This window comes from Achromobacter sp. ACM03 (assembly GCF_014851665.1).
Lineage (GTDB): Bacteria > Pseudomonadota > Gammaproteobacteria > Burkholderiales > Burkholderiaceae_B > Achromobacter > Achromobacter aegrifaciens.
This window is the reverse complement of sequence record NZ_JACVAD010000001.1, coordinates 1645650-1663796: the sequence shown is the minus strand read 5'-3', so window position 1 is coordinate 1663796 and position 18147 is coordinate 1645650. Positions and strand designations below refer to the sequence as shown.

Sequence of the window (18147 nt, the reverse complement as noted above, 5' to 3'; positions counted from 1 at the left end):
ATGAAGTGAAAAGTGCAATGAACTCACCCCTACCCAACCGTTTCCGCCAACGCATCCTGGCGCGCGAACGGCTCATCGGATTCTGGATGTGCATGTCCAGCCACATCACGGCCGAGCTCGTGGGCCTGGCCGATTTCGACTGGCTGCTGCTGGACGGCGAGCACTCGCCCAACGAGGTGCCGATGTTCCTGCAGCAGCTGCAGGCCTTGCAGGGCAGCGCCAGCGCCGCTGTCGGCCGGCCGTCGTGGAACGATCCGGTGGAGATCAAGCGGCTGCTGGACATCGGCTTCTACAACCTGCTGATTCCGTTCATCGAATCCGAAGAGGACGCGCGCCGGGCCGTGGCCGCCACGCGCTATCCGCCGCAGGGCATGCGCGGCGTGGCGGGCGCCCAGCGCAGCAACCGCTATGGCACGGTGCCGGACTACCTGCACACCATCAACGACAACATCTGCGTGCTGCTGCAGATAGAAAGCCGCCCGGGCATCGCCGCGGTGGACGAGATCGCTTCGGTGGAAGGCGTGGACGGCGTATTCATCGGGCCGTCCGACCTGGCCGCGGCGCTGGGACATATCGGCAATCCCGGCCATCCCGAAGTCCAGGAGGCCATCCACCATCTGTACCAGCGGGTGTCCGCCCAAGGCAAGGCCGTGGGCATTCTTGCGCCGGTGCATGCGGATGCGCGGCGCTACCTGGACATGGGCATGCACTTCGTGGCGGTGGGCACCGACCTGGGCGTGTTCAAGCAGGCAACCTTCGCCTTGCGCGAGGCGTTCCCGACCTGATGGCGCTCAGGCGTCTTCCAGCGCCAGCAGTTCGCCTATCGTCTGGCGCCGGCGGATCAGCCGCGCCGCGCCGTTGTCCAGCAGCACTTCGGGCGCCAGCGGGCGGCTGTTGTAGTTCGAGGACATGGACGAGCCGTAGGCGCCCGCGTCGTGGAACACCAGGAAGTCGCCGATGCGCGGCTGCGGCAGCAACTGATCCGACACGACGCCGCCGGCGTCCTGGGTGAACACGTCGCCCGATTCGCACAGCGGGCCGGCTACGGCGATGCGGGTCTCCGCCGCGCCCTGCGGCTTGCCGCCATCGGGCGCATGCACCGAAATGCGGTGATAGCTGCCGTACATGGCCGGGCGCATCAGGTCGTTGAAGCCGGCATCGACCAGCGCGAAGTCGCGCTCCGGGCGGCGGTTGATCGAATGCACTTCCGACACCAGCGCGCCGGCCTCGGCGACCAGGAAGCGGCCCGGCTCGATCTCCAGGCGGATCTCGTGGCCCAGGCGTTCGGCGATGCGGCGGCGCGCCGCGTCCCATTGCTCGAAGTAGTGGTCGCAGTCGATACGGGCATCGCCTTCGCGGTACGGGATGGACAGGCCGCCGCCCGCCGAAATGGCTTCGATGTCATGGTCCAGCGAGGCGACCACGTCGACCATGGCGTCGCACACGCTGGACAGGTGGGCGTAGTCCACGCCCGAGCCGATATGCATGTGGATGCCGACCAGCTTCAGGCCGTGGCGGCGCACGATGGCCATGGCTTCGGCCACATCGCCGATCCAGATGCCGTGCTTGCTCTGCGGGCCGCCGGTATTGGTCTTGTTGCTGTGGCCGTGGCCGAAACCCGGGTTGATGCGCAGCCAGACGCGATGGCCGGGCGAGGCCTGGCCCACGCGGGCCAGCATGTCCAGGGAACCGGCGTTGACGGTGATGCCGTGCTTGAGCACCGCGGCCAGCGTGGCGTGGTCGATCAGGTCCGCGGTGAAGACGATGCCTTCCGGCTCGCCCTGGGGCTGGAAGCCGGCAGCCAGGCTGCGCTCGATCTCGCCCAGCGAGACGGCGTCCACCACGGCGCCTTCGGCGCGCATCAGGCGCAGGATGTGCAGGTTGGAACAGGCCTTCTGCGCATAGCGGATGGTGTCGAAGCGGCGCAGTTGCGCAATGCGTTCACGGATGACGGCGGCGTCGTACACCCAGAGCGGCGTGCCGTGCTCGGCGGCGAGTTGGGTGAGTTGGCGCGGATCGAAGGCCATGGCGGGCGAAACCTTGTTGGTGGAAGTGAAAACAAGGCGGCATGATGCCCGGCTTCGGTCATCCAGTAAAATGCTTAAAATTCCTTGATCGATTCATTTTTGATATGGGTAGGCGATGCTGACGCACCGGCAAATCGAAGTCTTCCGTGCGGTCATGATCGCCGGCAGCGTGACCAAGGCGGCCGAGCTGCTGGGCTCTTCCCAGCCGACCGTCAGCCGCGAGCTGGCGCGCATGGAGCAGGGCATAGGCTTCACGCTGTTCGACCGGGTGGCAGGGCGGCTGCGGCCCACCATGCCGGGCCTGGCGCTGTTCGACGAGGTCCGCCAGTCCTACGCCGGCCTGGAACGGGTCGCTTCGGCCGCGGCCCGCCTGCGGGCCTACAAGGGCGGGCAACTGTCGGTGATCGCGCTGCCGGTCTTTTCCCATTCGATCCTGCCGGACGCGTTCCGGCGTTTCCATGAGCGCCATCCCGGGGTGAGCCTGGCGCTGGAAACCCAGGAATCGCCCTTCCTGGAGGAATGGCTGAGCGCCCAGCGTTACGACCTGGGCCTGACCGAGCACGACGCGGCGCCGGCCGGCACGCGCGTGGAGCTGCTGCTGGAAGTGGACGAAGTCTGCGTGCTGCCCGACGCCCACGAACTCCTGGGCAGGCAGCGCATCGAGCTGGCCGATTTCGAAGGCCATGCGTTCGTCAGCCTGTCCTCCAGCGATCCCTACCGTATCCAGATCGACGAAGCCTTTGCCGAAGCCGGCGTGCTGCGGCGGTCCATCGTCGAGACGACGACTGCCGTGTCTGTGTGTACCTTCGTGCGCCAGGGCCTGGGCCTGGCCATCGTGAACCCGCTGACTGCGCTGGATTTTGCCGGCCGGGGCCTGCATATCCGCCCCTTGGCGCGCTCGTTTCCGTTCCGGGTCAGCGTGGTGTTTCCGGAGCACCGGCCGGGCAATCCGCTGGTGGATGCATTGATGGCGTCGTTGCGCGAGGCGGCGCAGGCGGCCCGGAGCCGCCTGGCGTCTGGCCTGGATCAGGAAGTGCCGCGCAGTCGTCGCTCTGCCGCCAGCCGGTAGGCCTGCAAGCGCGCCTTCAGCAACGGGTCGCCCGCGAACGCGATGCCGGCAGGCAGGATGGAAGGGTCGAATACCAGGGTGCGCTGTGCGTCCTGATCTGGCGCAAGGCGTTCCAGCATCAGATATCCCAGGAGCAGCGAGCCGCCATGCCCTGGCCAGCCCGTGGACGGGTCGTCCGTCGTGCCTCGTTCCGGCTCCGGGGTAAACGCCAGTTCCAGTGCCACCGGGCCCGCCGCCATTGCATGGCGCAAGGCCTCGTCCATACAGTTCCGACCGGTCAGGGCCTTGTGAGCGCCATCGGCGTTCCTGCCCCGGATCGTCAACCTGCCAGTTCGCGTTCCGCCATCCGCGGCGGTCAGGCGGTAGGAATGAAGCATGTGATAGCTGCGGGAGGCGTAGCCCGTGGGCAGGGCGTCTTGCTGCAGTTGGCCGAAGCGTTGCGCCGGCGCATTGGTCGCCAGATGGGCTTGCAACGCCTCGGGGGCGGTGTGCTGCGTGTTCAGGGCCTGTATGAATGCAAGAAACGTCTGCGGGTCTTGTGCGGGAAAACCTTCGATCGAGTGGCCTACGAGCACCAACTGCGAACCCTGTCCGATACGCACGGCCAGGCCGCGCGGTTCGGCTTGCGGACTGTCCTGGCGAATCCGCGGGTCGGGGCCGGAGTCCGAGAATCGGGCGAGGAGCGGCTGCTCAGCGTCGTTGAACATGGGCGAAGCGCAGAATTGCGCTGCCCGGGGCACGCCAAGGAATCTGCCTTCCACAAGCAGTCCGCGCGCGTGATTGACGCGGCAGCCTGGCGGGACATCCGCGCCCGCATGGAGCGCGTCAATCAGCTTTGCGGCGATGGAATCCGGCATGGGAGCCTCCTTTTTTCTAATGGACGTTCTGGCCGGTCGGCATTAGCCGAGGCCGGATTTGAGCGCGATGTGCTTGTATTCGATGAAGTCCTCCAGCGCGGCCACGCCATTCAGGCGTCCCAGCCCGGATTGCTTGAAGCCGCCTTCCTCGGTGCTGTCGTAGACTTTGGCCCAGTCGTTGATCCATACCGAACCTGCGTCGATGGCTTGCGCGACACGCAGCGACCGCTCGACGTCGCGGGTCCAGACGCTGGCGGCCAGGCCGTATTCGCTGTCGTTGGCCAGGCGTATGGCTTCGGCCTCGTCGGCAAAGCGCTGGATCGTCAACACCGGGCCGAAAGTTTCTTGCTGGACGATGGCCAGGCTGTTTTCGGTCACCTCCAGGAGCGTGGGGCGGTAGAAGGCGCCGCTGGCCAGCGGGCCTGTGTCCACCGGCCCGCCGCGCTCGACTGCCGTGGCGCCCGCGGCGATCGCTAGGACGACGGCATGGTCGACGCGTTCGACGCTGGCGCGGTCGATCAGCGGCCCCATGTCGCTGTCCGGATCGGCAGCCGGGCCGACCTTGACCTTGCGCAGCCGGCAGGCGAGTCCGTCGCGAACCTTGGCGTAGATGCCGTCCTGGACCAGCAAGCGGGAGCCGGGCATGCAGAACTGGCCGCTGAAGACAGTCAAGGCCTTTTCAAGCACGGGCAGCGCCGCGTCCACGTCCGCGTCATCGAACAGGATCATGGGAGTCTTGCCGCCGAGTTCCATGCCGAAGCGCTTCAAGTGCCTGGCGCCGGCGGCGCTGATCGCGCGGCCCGTGCGGGTGGAGCCGGTGAAGCTGATGACGGGAACCAAGGGCGAGTCCACCAGATAGGCGGAGCCATCGGGTCCGCTTTCGAAGAACAGATTGATCACGCCGTCCGGAAGGTCCTCCGCCTCGGCCATGATCTCGGCCATGAAGCTGGCTGTTTGCGCCACCTGGCCGGGCAGCTTGACGACCGCCGTGCAGCCGGCCGCCAGCGCCGGCGCCAGCGACCGTATCGTCAGCACGGCCGGTGAATTCCAGGGCGCGATCACCGCCGCTACGCCCATGGGTTGGCGCAGGACCATGGAAATGCTGCCGGGCCTGGGCGTCAGCGCCCGGCCGCTTTCGAGCAGGGCGGCGGCGGCCGCGTAGCGCAGCTTGCTTGGAATCATGTCGAGCTCGAAGCCGGCTTCGCCCTTGATCTTGCCGTTTTCGAGGGAGAGGATGTCCAGCAGCCGGTCGCGGTTGCGCTCGAATGCCCGCGCCAACTGCTCCAGCACGCGGGCGCGCAGTTCGTGGTCATGGGCCCAAGGCGTCGTGCGGAAGGCGCGTACGGCTGCCGTGACGGCCGACTTTGCCGCCGCCAAGCCGTTGTCGGGGTAGTGGCCGATGATGTTGTAGGTGGCAGGGTCGATCGATTCCCTCAGGGCGCCTTCGGAGCGCTGGACGCCGCCGATCCAGTTGTAGGCCTTGCGGGTCCAGGCGGTGTTTGCGGCATCTTTCATGATCTGGCCTCCGTGTTCCTGATCCAGTGGCTGACGCGTTCGGCCAGCATGACTACGGTGGGATTGGTGGCGACGGAGGGGACGTCCGGGAAACAGGATGCGTCCGCGACTCGCAGTCTGGCGATGCCGCGCACGCGTCCCTGATAGTCCGTTACCGCGCCAGGATCGCCGTCGCCGCCCATGGGGGCGGTCGAGGTGGGGTGGTGATAGATGTCCAACGCTGTCGGCAGGGCCGCTTCCAGCGCCGCAGCGTCCGCTGCGGCGGGGCCCGGCACGAGCTCCTGAGCGATGATCTCGGACAGCGGGCCCTGGCTCGCGATCCGGCGGATCAATTGAATGCCTTCGACCATCAGTTTCCGATCGCGCGCAGTCCCCAGGATGTTGAGGTCGATGAGCGGCGCAGTGCGGGGATCGCGGTCTTGCAGCTTGAGGCTGCCGATGGAGCTGGGACGAGTCAGCGCCAGGGCCAGCATGAAGATTGCGCCGGTGGGCGAGTCGGCGGGGTCGCCATAATGCACTGCGCTGACATGCAGGTCGCCGTCGCCGGGCCCGGCCCGGGATGACCGGGTCCACAGGATGGCGCCAACCGGCGGGATGGGCAGCCCCAGCCGGTCGGGATGCGCGGCCCAGACCGTGAAGTAGAAGGGATGCTCCTGCAGTCGCAGGCCGACCGGAAGATCGGCGACCAGGGGGATGTCCAGGGCCTTGAGGTCCGCCGCCGGCCCGATGCCGGAGCGAAGCAGGATGGCCGCCGATCCATACGTCCCAGCCGCGAGTACGACTTCGCCGGCTGCGATCCGCTCGCCATCGGCCAGGATCACGGCCTGCGCCCGGCCATTTTCAATCTCGACGCGGTCCGCCAGCGTCTCGCTGTAGATCGTCAGGTTGGGTCGGGCGCGCACGACGTCCGACAGGTAGGTCATACCCGTGTTCAGCCGTTGGCCCATGCGGTTGTTCATCGGGTAGGGGCCGACGCCGAAAGGCGCGTCGCTGTTGAAGTCCTGCACGCGGGCATGGCCCGCCATCTGGGCCGAAACCAGGAACGCGCGCTGCATGTCGGAGATTTCGTCGTCCTGCAACTGGTGCACCGGCTCCGGGCCGGTGCGGCCATGGCATTGGTCCGCGCCCGAGGCGGTCCATTCACTGCCGCGGAAGAATGGCAGCGCGTCGGTGATGGACCAATGCGGCAGTCCTGCTCGGGTCCAGCGCTCGAAGTCGGCTGCGGGCGCGCGCATCCAGACGCCGGCATTCACGGCCGAGGAGCCGCCCAGCACCTTGCCCCGCGGAACCGGGAAGGACTTTCCGCCCCAGCCTGGCTGGGACACGTATCCCCAGTCGTGTTTGGCGTCGCCGCCGATGATGTTCTGGGCGCGGACGGCGTCCGGGTAGGCGTGGGGCGGATAGGCCTGGCCGGCCTCGAGCAGCAGTACCCGGCGGGCGGGATCCTCGCTCAGGCGGCTGGCCAGCACGGCGCCCGCCGAACCGCCTCCCACCACGATGATGTCGAAGGCAGCGTGCTGAAAGTCTGAATTTTCTGACGCCGAAGGGTGGCGTAGTCCTGTATTCATTGTGGTCTCCTCTAAAAATTCCAGCCTTGTGTCAGGATCGGAGGTTCAAGCGCATCGACGGCTGATCGAATCAGCTGTAGCCAGCGTTCAGCCCGGCATCCCATTGGGATGCATCATTCATCGGTACCGCCTCCGACAGAAGACGGGTGGCGGTCTTTAGAGTCGCGAACATATGTCCGGAACCTTTTCGATCGAATCGTTCAGTGGAATGGTGGCCTTCGCGGCCACGGTGGAGTCCGGCAGTTTCGCTGCGGCCGGGCGCAAGCTGGGCCTGTCCGCGTCCGCGGCGGGCAAGGCGGTTGAAAGGCTGGAGCTCAAGCTGGGCGTGCGGCTGCTGCATCGCAGTACGCGCTCTCTGGGGCCGACCGGTGAAGGCGAGGTCCTGTACCGCTATGTCAGCAAGATCCTGAAGGATCTCCAGGAGGCGGAGCGCGAGTTGCAGCTGGTGCAGAACGCGCCCCGCGGCCGGCTCAAGATCAGTGTTCCCACGGTGATGGGCCGCAGGATCGTGTTGCCGGCGCTCAGCGACTTCCACGCGCGCTTTCCCGAGGTGATGGTCGACATCAACCTGGACGACCTGATCGTCGACGTGATCGAGGACGGATACGACCTCGTATTGCGCCTGGGCGAACTGGAGGATTCAGGGCTGCAGGCCCGCAACATCGGCCCGCACGCGTTCACGACTTGCGCCTCGCCCGCCTACCTGGCCCAGCGCGGCACGCCGCGTACGCCTGCGGATCTCAGTGAGCATTGCTGTATCTACTATCGGTTTCCAACGACTGGCAGGACGGAAACCTGGGCTTTCAAGGGAGAGCCGTCGGGCAGGGTATTCAAACCCTCCAGCATATTGAATGATGGCGAGGCCCTGGCATCCGCGGCGATCGGCGGCTTGGGGATCGTGCAGGCGCCCAGCTACCTGGTAAAGGAAGACGTGGCGGCGGGGCGGCTGCGGCCGGTGCTCGAGGATTACACGGAAAACCGGGGCAGCGTTTCGCTGCTATGGCCGCCCCGATCGGCGGAGGTTGCCCGGGTGCGCGCGTTCATCGATTTCTTCGCCGAGCGGATCGCGGCGCATTTATAGCCGCGGCGGGCGCAAGGGGCAAAGGGGAGTATATGGACGCCGCAAAATAGAGCCTTTGCGGCAGCCCGAAACGCAAAAAAGGATGCCCATGGGCATCCTTTTTCATTTGCCGTATTCGTGACGCCCTGAAAACAGGGCGGCAGAATGGCTTAGGCCAGCGCCTTGATGGCGGCAGCCAGGCGGCTCTTGTGGCGAGCGGCCTTGTTCTTGTGGATGATGTTCTTGTCGGCCACGCGATCGATCACGCTGGAGGCCTTCTGGAACACTTCGCCAGCCGCAGCCTTGTCGCCAGCGGCGATGGATTGGCGAACGCGCTTGATGGCGGTGCGCAGCATCGAGCGCAGGCTGGAATTGTGCTTGTTGCGCTCAACGGATTGGCGAGCGCGCTTGCGGGCTTGGGCGGTATTGGCCATGTTGCTATATAAGTTGAATTCGGCAAAGTCGAACATTGTAGCAAGTCCCTACGGGAATGCAAGCTTTTAATGTTTGATCAGCCGATGGAGCGCCCGTCAACCGGGCGGGGGGCGCTGCGGGAGGAATTCCCTGGGCTGGAGAGCCCTTGCGGATGGTCCTCATGCGTTTGAGGAAAACCCGTGGCGCCTACTGGATAAAAACACCGTGCTTAGTATACAACGAAGCCGCTCCGGCGGCACGGGGCGAATGCCGGCGTTGTCAGGTGGCGACGCTGATGGAGACGAACCAGGGCGTGAAACGGCGGACGTGGATGGGCATGATGTCGCGCAGCGTATCGAGCGCGGCGTCGGTGTCGTCCAGCGGGAAGTGGCCGGATACCGGCAGGCCGCCAGCGGCCATGGATACTCGCAGCGTGCCGCTGCGGTAGGGGCGCAGGGCGGCGATCACTTCGGCCAGCGGGCGGCCGCGGGCTTCGACCCAGCCGGCTTCCCAGGCGGCTTCGGCCATGAGTTCGGCGCGCGGGGTGTCCATGCGGGCCGCGTCGAACCGGGCGCCGGTGCCGGCGCGGACGGTGCCGTGGGCCCCGGACATGGTTTCGACCTCGACCTCGTGCTCATGCACCACCACCAGGGTGCGCTGGGCTTGCTGGCGCACCATGTAACGGGTGCCCAGCGCGCGGACCGTGCCTTCTGCCGTCTGGACCAGGAAAGGGCGGCGCGCGTCAGGAGCCACCGACACCGTCACGGCGCCGTCCAGCAGGCGGACCTGGCGATACGCGGGAGTGAAGTCCAGGTTAACGCGGCTGCGCGCGTCCAGCAGCAGTTGGCTGCCGTCGGACAGCACGTAGCGGCGACGCTCGCCCGTGGCCGTGGCGGCATCCGCCGCGACGTTACCCAGGGGATAGAAGGCATTGCCCACGTAGGCGGCGCAGGCGCCGGTACCGGCGAGCGCCAGCGCGCCGGCCAGAAAACGGCGGCGAGGGGGCGCAATGGCGGGGCCGGGAGGGGCCGCGAGATGCGGGATGGCCGGGCCGGTGGTCGCGTAGCCGGCGGGATAGGCGTCGCCAAGCCGGCCGAACGTCGATCCTTCCAGCGAGCCGGTCAGCTGCTGCCAGGCGTTCTCGTGGGCTGGGTCGGCAGCGCGCCACGCCAGGAAGTCGTTATAGTCCTGGGCGGTCGCCTTGCCGGAGCGCAATAACAGCAGCCAATTGATTACCTGGTCCGCCATGGGTTGTCCTTGGGCGTACTTCACTTCATGTCCCCGCAGTGCTTCAAGGGGGATCCTTTCGATGGCAATTTGTAAATAATAAAGGTTTTTTACCAAAGATTACCGGCTGATTGTCAATTCTTGACGAATCTAATGCAAAAAAAGCCGGTACTAGACCGGCTTTTGACGTGTATATAGGCAGATTGTCCGAACTTAGCGCGCCGGACGTCGGCCGAAGTCCCTAGGGCGGAACCCAAACAGTAACAACATTCCGAAGTAGACCGCGCCGCTGGCCGCCAGCACGCCAGCCAGCCAGGCCACCCGCTGACCGGAGTGGGCCTGCAGGGCGATCCAGTCGATGCGTCCGTCCGCATACCAGAGCAAGGCCGCCAGCGCCGCCAAGGCGGGCAAAAGGCGCAGCGCGAACGCCGCCCAGCCGGGCCCGGGCTGGTAGACGCCGCGGCGGCGCAGGCCGATCAGCAGCGCCAGCGCATTCAGGCAGGCGCCCAGGCCGATTGCCAGGGCCAGCCCGGCATGCGCCATCAGAGGCACCAGCACCAGGTTCATCAACTGCGTCATGATCAGCACCCCGATGGCGATCTTCACCGGCGTGCGGATGTCCTGCTTGGCGTAGAAGCCGGGCGCCAGGATCTTCACCGCCAGCAGACCGATCAGTCCGGCGGAATAGGAAATGACCGCCAGCCGGGTCTGGCTTACGTCCTGGGCGGCGAAGGCGCCGTAGTGGAACAGGGTGGCGACCAGGCCGTCGGACAGCAGCGCCATGCCCACCGCCGCCGGCAGGCCCAGCAGCAGCACCAGGCGCAGGCCCCAGTCCAGCAGTCCGCTGTAACCGCCGTGGTCGTCGCGGGCATGGGCGGCCGACAGGCTGGGCAGCAGCACCGTGCCCAGCGCCACGCCCAGCAGCGCCGTGGGGAATTCCATCAGGCGATCGGCGAATGACAGCCAGGTAACGCTGCCCGGCGTGAGCCAGGTGGCGATGTTGGTGTTGATCAAGAGCGAGATCTGCGCGACCGAGACGCCCAGGGTGGCGGGCGCCATCTGCTTGAGGATGCGCTGCACCGTGGGGTCGCCCCAGGCCTCGCGGAACCGCAGGGTGAAGCGTGGCGTCAGGCCGAGCCGGGCCAGGGCGATCCATTGCACAGCCAGTTGCGCGACGCCGCCGATCATGACGCCGATGGCCAGCGCGTAGACCGGCACGTCCATGCGCGGCGCGAGCCAGATGCAGGCCGCGATCATCGCCAGGTTGAGCAGCACCGGCGTGAAAGCCGGCACGGCAAAGCGCCGCCAGGTATTGAGCACGCCCGAGGCGAACGCGATCAGCGACATGCAGAAGATATAGGGGAACATCACCCGCGTCATCCATACCGCGGCGCCGAATTCGGTGTCGCGGGCGGCTCCGCGCAGGCCGCTGGCCATGGCCGATACCACCCAGGGTGCGGCGACAATGCCGATGAGGGTGATGAGCATCAGCGCCGCGGTCAGCAGCAGCGCCACGCGGTCCAGCAGGGTGCGGACTTCGGCTTCGGAACGGTTGTTGCGCGCGGCGCCCAGGATGGGCACGAAGGCCTGGGCGAAGGCTCCTTCGGCGAACAGGCGGCGCAGCAGGTTGGGAATGCGGAAAGCGACCCAGAAGGCGTCGGTGATGGGGCCGGCGCCGAAAGCGCGGGCCACCAGGATGTCGCGGATCAGGCCGGAAATGCGGGACAGCAGGGTGAAGCTGCTGACCGTGGCCGCCGAACGAAACAGGCTCATGGAGGACTACGTAAAAAGGGGGCCGGCAGGCCCCATAACCAACATTGCCCCTTGAATGGGGCAACACTTCGCCCTACGTTTTTTCTCTACGCCGGAGCGCCTTTTTCCCTTGGGCCGCCCCAAGGGAAAAAGAGCCCCCTCGGGGGGCAGAGAGCCCGCGCAGCGGGCGAAGCGTGGGGGCATTATTTCGGCGGCATGCGGATGGCGCCGTCGAGGCGGATGGTTTCGCCATTGAGCATGTCGTTGGTGATGATGCTGTGGACCAGCTTGGCGTAGTCTTCCGGGCGGCCCAGGCGGGCGGGGAAGGGAATGCTGGCGGCCAGCGAGTCCTGCACTTCCTGCGGCATGCCGAAGATCATGGGCGTGCCGAAGATGCCCGGGGCAATGGTCATGCAGCGGATGCCGGTCTTGGACAGGTCGCGCGCAATGGGCAGGGTCATGCCGGCCACGCCGGCCTTGGAGGCGGCGTACGCGGCCTGGCCGATCTGGCCGTCGAAGGCCGCGACGGAGGCGGTGTTGATCATCACGCCGCGTTCGCCGGTGGGTTCGGGCGCGTTGGCGCTCATGGCCTCGGCGGCCAGGCGCATCATGTTGAAGCTGCCGATCAGGTTGATCGACACGACCTTCTGGAACAGTTCCAGCGGATGCGCGCCGTTCTTGCCCACGATCTTGGCGGCGGGCGCTACACCGGCGCAGTTCACCAGGCCAAAGAGCGAGCCCAGCTCGAGCGCGGCGGCTACGGCGTTCTTGCCGTCGGCTTCCTGGGTCACGTCGCAGTGGACGTAGCGCTGGCCCAGTTCCTTGGCCAGGGCCGAGCCCGGCTCGTCCTGCACGTCGGCGATGACGACCTTGGCGCCGTTTTCGACCAGCATGCGCACCGTGCCGGCGCCCAGTCCGGACGCGCCGCCCGTGACGATGAATACCTTGTTCGCGATTTCCATGTGTCTACCACCAGTAGTTCTAGGGATGAAAGCGGCGCGGCAGGCGCCGGATATGACTAGGCCTTCGGGGCCGGCCGGACGCGTTGCGTTCCGGTGCCAGCGCCGAAGGCCTGTGAGCCATCGAGGCGCCGATCAGCCTTGGACGGCTTCGAACAGGCGCGCCTTGATTTCTTCGACCGCGCCGACGCCGGAGATCTTGCGGTACTTCGGCGCGTCGGCGGGATTCTGCTGCGCCCAGGACGAGTAGTAGTCGACCAGGGGGCGGGTCTGGTCGCGGTACACGGCCAGGCGGTTGCGCACGGTTTCCTCGCGGTCGTCGTCGCGCTGGATCAGCTCTTCGCCGGTGACGTCGTCACGGCCTTCGACCTTGGGCGGGTTGAAGCGCACGTGGTAGCTGCGGCCGCTGGGCTGGTGCACGCGGCGGCCGCTCATGCGTTCGATGATGTCTTCTTCGGGGACTTCGATTTCCACCACGTAGTCCAGCTTGACGCCGGCGCTCTTGAGCGCGTCCGCCTGCGGGATGGTGCGGGGGAAACCGTCGAACAGGTAGCCGTTGGCGCAGTCGGGCTGCTTCAGACGGTCCTGTACCAGGCCGATGATGATCTCGTCGGAAACCAGACCGCCGGCATCCATGACCTTTTTGGCTTCAATGCCCAACGGCGTGCCCGCTTTGACCGCGGCGCGCAGCATGTCGCCGGTGGAAATCTGGGGAATGCCGAAGTGTTGGGTGAGAAACGCGGCCTGGGTGCCTTTGCCGGCGCCGGGAGGTCCGAGCAAGATGAGACGCATGAGTGCTCCTGAAGGGGTGTATTTTTTGTGATCCGGGGAATTATGCCGCAATGCAGCAGCCGATGCGGAGCCGCGCCATAGGAAATAACCCTTATATCTGCTTGCTGTAGACCAGTCGGACGCGTTCCAGATCTGCCGGGGTATCTACGCCTGCGGCAGGAGGGTTGGACGTCCGATGGACGACGATGACGTGGCCGTGTTCCATGGCGCGCAGCTGCTCCAGAGATTCGAAACGTTCCAGCGCGCCCTGCGGCAGGGACGGATAGCGGCGCAGGAACGACACCCGGTACGCGTACAGGCCGATGTGGTGCCAGGCCGGCAGGCCGTCGGCCAGCACGCGTTCGCCCGAGGCCAGCGCATCGCGGGCCCAGGGGATCGGGGCGCGTGAAAAATACAGCGCGCGGTCGTTCGCGGCGCAGACCAGCTTCACCACGTTGGGGTTGAACAGGGCCTCGGCGTTGGCCAGGGGACAGGCGCAGGTCGCGATGTCGGCCTCGGGGCTGGCTTGCAGCTTGGCCGCGACCGCGTCGATGAGTTCGGGTTCGATCAGGGGCTCGTCGCCCTGCACATTGACCACGATGGCGTCGTCAGGCAGGCCCAGTTGCTCCACGGCTTCGGCCAGGCGGTCGGTGCCCGTCGGGTGGTCGGCGCGGGTCATCAGCGCCTGCAGCCCGTGCGCCTGCGCCGCCTGTTGCACGCGGACGTCGTCCGTGGCCACATAGACGCGGGAAGCGCCGGACAGCGCCGCGCGTTCGGCGGTGCGCACGACCATGGGCTTGCCGGCGATGTCGGCCAGCGGCTTGTCGGGCAACCGGGTCGAGGCGGTGCGCGCCGGGATCAGGGCGATGAAGCTCATGCTCGGCGGTTCAGTGGGAAGCGGGGGCGTCGTCCAGCGCGCGGGCTTCCGATTCCAGCATGACGGGGATGCCGTCGCGCACAGGGAAGGCCAGGCGGTCGGCGCGGCAAACCAGTTCGGCTTGCTGCCGGTCGTGTTCGAGGCGGCCCTTGCACAGCGGGCAGACGAGGATGTCGAGTAGGCGGGATTCCATGACCGGAATTCTAAAGCAGTTTGCCGGGGGCCGGGCCGCGCGGCGCTGCCAGGCGGACGGTTTGCTAGGTCCGGACTGGCTGGCGCAGCGCCTGCGCCAGCCAGTCGAACAGTTGCGGATCGGAGAAGCCGGCGCGCACGGGCACTTCCCACAGCCGCGGATCGTCCAGGGCGGCGCATTTGATCGCGTCCTTGGAGGTGACCAGGATGGCCTCGGCTGTCAGCGCCTGGAAGGGCGACTCGGCGTAATCGTGATGATCGGGCAGGGCGAGCGCGGTTTCCAGCTGGATGCCGGCGCCGCGCAGGGTGGTGAAAAAGCGTTCCGGATTGCCGATGCCGGCCGCCGCCGCGATGCGCGGCTGGCCGGCAAAGGCGGCCAGGGGGCGCGCGCCGCGGCCCGAGACCTGGCGCGTATCGCCCGGTTCCAGCCACATGCGGACTTGCCGCGGCCGGACGCTGCCCCCGGTTTGGGGCTGGCCGTCGGGGGTGCCGATGTTCGTCACGACCACGTCGACCTCCCGGAGCCGTTCGGCGGGCTCGCGCAGGGGGCCCGCCGGCAGCAGGCGGCCATTGCCCACGCCGCGCTCGTCCTGCACCACGATTTCGATGTCGCGCGCCAGCGCCAGATGCTGCAGGCCGTCGTCCGACACGATCACGTCCACCTTGGGGTGCGCCTGCAGCAGGGCCTGGGCGGCCAGGGCGCGCTTCGGGTGCACGGAAACCGGCGCCCCGGTGGCGCGGGCGATCAGCGCGGGTTCATCGCCAAAGCGGGCGGCTTCGAGTTGGCCCAGCCCGACGCGGGCGTGCGGCCCGACCTTGACGCCGTAGCCGCGGCTGACGACCCCGGGGGTGTAGCCGCGGGCCCGCAACGCTTCGACGGTGGCGATGACCATGGGGGTCTTGCCCGTGCCGCCGACGTAGACATTGCCGATCACCACGACGGGAACGGGGGCGCGGTACGAGCGGCGGGTGCCGTCCAGGTAGCGCTGGCGCTTGCGCGCCACTTCCCAGGCGGTCAGCCTGGACAGCGGCAGCAGCAGATTGGAGAGCCAGCCGCCGTGCTGCCATTGGCGCGCCAGCAGCGTCGAGGCGCGCTTGGCGGTCACCGGGTGGTCTGCGCGGCGAAGTTGACGCGGCCGATGCCAGCCAGCCGGGCGGCTTCCATGATGTTGATCACGGACTGGTGGGTGGCCTGGGCGTCGGCGTTGATGACGACCAGCGGTTCGGTCTTGCCGGCGGCGGCCTGGCGCAAGGCCTCGGCGATTTCGGGCGGCGTGGAGACGTCGATGAGCGTGCCGTTGAGCGCGTAGCGCCCGTCCTGGCTGACGGCGACTTCCAGCGCCGGAGGCGTGTCCTGTTCCATCGAGGCCTGGGGCAGCGTCACCTTCAGCTGGGTGAAGCGCGCGAAGGAGGTGGTTGCCGCCAGGAAGATCAGGATGACCAGCAGCACGTCGATGAGCGGAATCAGGTTGATATCCAGCTCATCGCGCTCGCCGCGGGGGCCGCGGAAATTCATGAACGGCCCTCGCGCATGGCGGACCCGGGGGAGACGGCGCGGACCAGGCGCGACGCGGTCTGTTCCATGGCGCTGAGGTAGCCGTCCACACGGCCGCGCAGATAGCGGTGCGCGATCATGGCGGGAATGGCGATGAGGATGCCGAAGCCGGTGTTGTACAGCGCCATCGAGATGCCGCGCGCCAGTTGCGCGGGATCGCCGCCGCCGGGGGTGTAGGAGCCGAAGATCTCGATCATGCCGACCACGGTGCCGAACAGGCCCATCAGGGGCGCGACCACGGCGATGGTGCCGATGGCGGAGATGTAGCGGCTGAGGTCGTGGGCGACGGCGCGGCCGGTATCCTCGACCACGTTGCGCAGTTCCTCGCGCGGCAGGTGGCGGTGACGCATTACCTCGGCCAGGATCCGGCCCAGCGGCGAGTTGCGCTCCAGGCGGTTGATCGCGTCGGGAGTGTCCTGGCGGTTGCGCAGCATTTCAGCCACTTGGTCGCTCAGGCCGCGCGGCATGACCAGGCCGCGGCGCAGGGAGAGGAAGCGCTCGAAGATCAGCGCCAGGCCCAGGACGGATGTCGCCAGCAGGGGCCATATCGGCCAGCCGGCCTCGCGCAGTATGGAAAGCAAAGCGTTCAACTCCCGGGGGACCGGTGCGCAAGGCGGCGCGAACCGGCATCTGATCAAGCCGAAACTGTAACGGTGCGGCGGGGGTGTGGCAAGTCGGTACGACCCCCAATCTATCCACAGATCTTGTGGATAATTCTGTGCAAAACTTCCCGGAAGTGCTTGTGGGCACAGGGCTTGCACTTGTTTGCTTCAATTTCGAGCAGCTTTGTTTTCAATAAAGTTATATAAAAATCAATGATTTAGTTCGAATTTGCTGGCTTTCGGGCCGGTTGGGGAAAATCTGCTGGGACGCGGTATGATTGCGGCCCGCTACGCGGCTCCTGTGGACAGGTACGCATCGGAAAGCCCCATGACAATTGAATCTACAGTCACAAACAACGTATTTGCGCGGGATATCCTGACGGTTGCCCAGCTGAATCAAGCTGTGGGGCAGTTGTTGGAGCGCAGCATCCCGGCGCTATGGGTGCGTGGAGAGATTTCCAACTTCACGGCGGCGGCTTCCGGGCATTGGTACTTCACGCTCAAGGACAGCCGGGCCTCCGTGCGGGCAGTCATGTTCAGAAGCCGCGCCAGTGCGGTGGGTTTCACGCCGCGGGCCGGTGATCAGGTCGAAATCCGGGCCCGCGTGTCGCTCTACGAGCCCCGTGGCGACTATCAGCTGCAGGCTGACGCCATGAGGCGGGCCGGACTAGGCAATCTGTACGAGGCGTTTCTGCGCCTGAAGGAGCAACTGGCTTCCGAAGGCCTGTTCGATCCCGCCGCCAAGCGCGAACCCGTGCGCCTGCCGCGGGCGATCGGCGTGGTGACGTCCCTGCATGCCGCGGCGTTGCGGGACGTGCTGTCAGCGCTGGCGCGCCGCGCACCCCAGGTGCCCGTGTTCATCTACCCCGCGCCGGTCCAGGGGGCGGACGCCGCCGGGCGGCTGGCCGCCCAGGTGCGCATGGCCAACCAGCGCGCCGAGGTCGATACGCTGCTGCTGGTGCGCGGCGGGGGCAGCATCGAGGATCTTTGGAGCTTCAACGACGAAGCCTTGGCCCGCGAGGTTGCGGCCAGCGCAATCCCCGTCATCAGCGGGGTGGGGCACGAGACGGATTTCACCATCGTCGATTTCGTGGCCGACGTGCGCGCGCCGACGCCGACCGCAGCCGCCGAACTGGCCTGCGTGCCGCGTTCGGAATTGCTGGGCCGGGTCATGCAGGCGGCAGAGGCCATGACGCGCGGTCAGCAGCGCCGCCTGGAACGCGCTGCCCAGCGGCTGGACCGCGCCGCCGCGCAACTGGTGTCTCCGGCCCAACGGCTCGAACATCAGCGGGAGCGCCTGAACAGCCTGCGTTTCCGCCTGGCCACCGCCTGGTCCGGTCCCCAGGAGCGCCGCGCCGCGCGCGTCAATCTGCTGACGCAGCGTCTGGCGCATCGCGTACCCGACACGGGCCGCGCGGCCGACCGGTTGGCCGGCGCGGCACGCCAGCTCGGCCAGGCGCATGCGCGGCTGCTGGTGCAGCGGCGCAACCGGCTGGCCGCCGCCACGGCGCAATTGCGCGCGCTGGATCCGGGCAACACACTGGCCCGCGGCTACGCCATCGCGCGCGACGAACAGGGCCGCATCGTGCGGGACGGGGCCGCGCTGACGGCGGGGCAGGCGCTGGACCTGAGCTTCGCGCAGGGCGGAGCCGAAGTCGCGGTCACGCGCAGCCGCGAGACGCGCGAGGCTTCCTGAAAGAGG

Annotated in this window: 18 protein-coding genes; 4 read left to right on the top strand and 14 right to left on the bottom strand. The window is 67.2% G+C overall.

Going from position 1 to position 18147, the window contains the following annotated elements; translation table 11 throughout:
• Positions 1-17 precede the first annotated feature (17 nt).
• Positions 18-785, top strand: coding sequence for a 2-dehydro-3-deoxyglucarate aldolase (gene garL / locus IB257_RS07610; RefSeq protein ID WP_192492107.1), 768 nt, complete (start codon positions 18-20; stop codon positions 783-785).
• Positions 786-791: 6 nt separating this feature from the next.
• Here the strand turns inward: garL and lysA are convergent, their stop codons facing one another.
• Positions 792-2027, bottom strand: a complete 1236-nt coding sequence (gene lysA / locus IB257_RS07605) for a diaminopimelate decarboxylase (protein ID WP_054452398.1) — start codon at positions 2025-2027, stop codon at positions 792-794.
• A gap of 115 nt (positions 2028-2142) precedes the next feature.
• On the opposite strand from lysA, the gene IB257_RS07600 reads away from it, so the two are divergent.
• Positions 2143-3096 carry a LysR family transcriptional regulator gene (locus tag IB257_RS07600; protein ID WP_054452397.1) on the top strand — a complete coding sequence of 318 codons (954 nt, stop codon included), beginning with the start codon at positions 2143-2145 and terminating at the stop codon, positions 3094-3096.
• Here the strand turns inward: IB257_RS07600 and IB257_RS07595 are convergent.
• From IB257_RS07595 to IB257_RS07585, 3 genes are read right to left on the bottom strand one after another with little or no spacing between them, the layout of a single operon-like run.
• Entirely contained in the window at positions 3054-3953 is a 900-nt protein-coding gene (locus IB257_RS07595; RefSeq protein ID WP_192492106.1) for a catalase, read from the bottom strand. The two genes, IB257_RS07600 and IB257_RS07595, sit on opposite strands and share 43 nt — an antisense overlap.
• A gap of 42 nt (positions 3954-3995) precedes the next feature.
• Positions 3996-5468: an aldehyde dehydrogenase family protein gene (locus IB257_RS07590; protein WP_225588759.1), complete on the bottom strand. Its 1473-nt coding sequence runs from the start codon at positions 5466-5468 to the stop codon at positions 3996-3998.
• A complete protein-coding gene (locus IB257_RS07585) occupies positions 5465-7036 on the bottom strand; it encodes a GMC family oxidoreductase (protein WP_192492105.1) in 1572 nt (523 codons plus the stop codon). The genes IB257_RS07590 and IB257_RS07585 overlap by 4 nt, the downstream gene beginning before the upstream one ends.
• A gap of 208 nt (positions 7037-7244) precedes the next feature.
• Between IB257_RS07585 and IB257_RS07580 the strand changes: the two genes are divergently transcribed.
• The gene (locus tag IB257_RS07580; protein WP_225588758.1) at positions 7245-8117 is read left to right on the top strand and encodes a LysR family transcriptional regulator; all 873 of its coding nucleotides are present in this window, start codon (positions 7245-7247) and stop codon (positions 8115-8117) included.
• A 149-nt stretch (positions 8118-8266) separates the two neighbouring features.
• Here IB257_RS07580 and rpsT read toward each other — a convergent pair whose 3' ends face one another.
• The 10 genes from rpsT to IB257_RS07530 all read right to left on the bottom strand — a co-directional run bounded on the left by rpsT (position 8267) and on the right by IB257_RS07530 (position 16424).
• A complete protein-coding gene (gene rpsT / locus IB257_RS07575) occupies positions 8267-8530 on the bottom strand; it encodes a 30S ribosomal protein S20 (RefSeq protein ID WP_006396042.1) in 264 nt (87 codons plus the stop codon).
• A gap of 259 nt (positions 8531-8789) precedes the next feature.
• Positions 8790-9758, bottom strand: coding sequence for a FecR domain-containing protein (locus IB257_RS07570; protein WP_175163563.1), 969 nt, complete (start codon positions 9756-9758; stop codon positions 8790-8792).
• Positions 9759-9950: 192 nt separating this feature from the next.
• On the bottom strand, positions 9951-11510 hold the full coding sequence (murJ, locus tag IB257_RS07565; protein ID WP_054452384.1) for a murein biosynthesis integral membrane protein MurJ: 1560 nt from the start codon (positions 11508-11510) through the stop codon (positions 9951-9953).
• A gap of 182 nt (positions 11511-11692) precedes the next feature.
• Positions 11693-12451, bottom strand: a complete 759-nt coding sequence (locus IB257_RS07560) for a 3-hydroxyacyl-CoA dehydrogenase (protein WP_054452382.1) — start codon at positions 12449-12451, stop codon at positions 11693-11695.
• A 132-nt stretch (positions 12452-12583) separates the two neighbouring features.
• On the bottom strand, positions 12584-13240 hold the full coding sequence (adk, locus tag IB257_RS07555; RefSeq protein WP_054452380.1) for an adenylate kinase: 657 nt from the start codon (positions 13238-13240) through the stop codon (positions 12584-12586).
• Positions 13241-13331: 91 nt separating this feature from the next.
• Complete coding sequence (kdsB, locus tag IB257_RS07550; RefSeq protein ID WP_192354914.1) at positions 13332-14096, bottom strand: 3-deoxy-manno-octulosonate cytidylyltransferase; 765 nt, start codon at positions 14094-14096, stop codon at positions 13332-13334.
• Between the two features lie 10 nt (positions 14097-14106).
• Positions 14107-14289 carry a Trm112 family protein gene (locus tag IB257_RS07545; protein WP_054452377.1) on the bottom strand — a complete coding sequence of 61 codons (183 nt, stop codon included), beginning with the start codon at positions 14287-14289 and terminating at the stop codon, positions 14107-14109.
• A 64-nt stretch (positions 14290-14353) separates the two neighbouring features.
• Entirely contained in the window at positions 14354-15394 is a 1041-nt protein-coding gene (gene lpxK / locus IB257_RS07540; RefSeq protein ID WP_192492104.1) for a tetraacyldisaccharide 4'-kinase, read from the bottom strand.
• The gene (locus tag IB257_RS07535) at positions 15391-15804 is read right to left on the bottom strand and encodes a biopolymer transporter ExbD (protein WP_054452373.1); all 414 of its coding nucleotides are present in this window, start codon (positions 15802-15804) and stop codon (positions 15391-15393) included. Before IB257_RS07535 ends, lpxK begins: the two co-directional genes overlap by 4 nt.
• A complete protein-coding gene (locus IB257_RS07530) occupies positions 15801-16424 on the bottom strand; it encodes a MotA/TolQ/ExbB proton channel family protein (protein ID WP_054452372.1) in 624 nt (207 codons plus the stop codon). Before IB257_RS07530 ends, IB257_RS07535 begins: the two co-directional genes overlap by 4 nt.
• Positions 16425-16773: 349 nt before the next feature.
• Between IB257_RS07530 and xseA the strand changes: the two genes are divergently transcribed.
• Complete coding sequence (gene xseA / locus IB257_RS07525) at positions 16774-18141, top strand: exodeoxyribonuclease VII large subunit (protein ID WP_192492103.1); 1368 nt, start codon at positions 16774-16776, stop codon at positions 18139-18141.
• The last annotated feature ends 6 nt before the right edge of the window (positions 18142-18147 follow it).